This is a genomic window from Herbaspirillum sp. UBA812, from assembly GCF_002296545.1.
GTDB classification, from domain to species: domain Bacteria; phylum Pseudomonadota; class Gammaproteobacteria; order Burkholderiales; family Burkholderiaceae_D; genus Herbaspirillum; species Herbaspirillum huttiense.
This window is the reverse complement of sequence record NZ_DBIC01000221.1, coordinates 27,478-28,156: the sequence shown is the minus strand read 5'-3', so window position 1 is coordinate 28,156 and position 679 is coordinate 27,478. Positions and strand designations below refer to the sequence as shown.

The following is a 679-nucleotide window of genomic DNA, read 5'->3' as shown; positions in this document are numbered from 1 at the left end:
GCTGCAAAGCCTGCGCCACCACCGCCTCCGGCGTGATGCCGAAGTGCCGGTACAGCACATCCGCTGGCCCCGGCGCACCGAAGCCCGCCATGCCGACGAAGCTGCCGCGCGCGCCCAGATACCGATCCCATCCAAAGCGCACTGCCGCTTCCACGCCCACCCGGACCGTGTCCTCGCCCAGTACGGCGTCACGATAGCGGCTGTCCTGCTGGTCGAACAATTCCCAGCACGGCAGCGATACCACGGCGGTGGCCACGCCCCGCGCTTCCAGCAGGTCGCGCGCAGCACAAGCGATGGCCACCTCCGAACCGGTGGCCAGCAAGCTCACCTGACGCGGCCCGCACTGCGCTTCTTCCAGTACATATCCCCCGCGCGCACTGAGATTGCTCACCTCGAAGCGCTTGCGGACCGGCGGCAGGCTCTGTCGTGCGAAGACCAGGCTGACCGGTCCGCTGCGGTGCTGCATGGCGACTTCCCAGCATTCCACCGCCTCGCTGGCATCGGCCGGGCGCATCACCAGCATGTTGGGCATGGCACGCAGCGAGGCCAGGATTTCCACCGGCTGATGCGTCGGCCCGTTCTTGCCGATGCCGATGGAGTCGTGACTGAACACGAATTTCACCGGCAAGCCCATCAGCGCAGCCATGCGCATGGCCGGACGTTCGTAATCCGAGAAGGG

Annotated in this window: 1 protein-coding gene; it reads right to left on the bottom strand. The window is 67.2% G+C overall.

The window, feature by feature from the left end; translation table 11 throughout:
* A partial coding sequence (locus tag B3873_RS14610; protein ID WP_286866921.1) for a transketolase-like TK C-terminal-containing protein occupies positions 1-679 on the bottom strand: 679 nt, incomplete at both ends.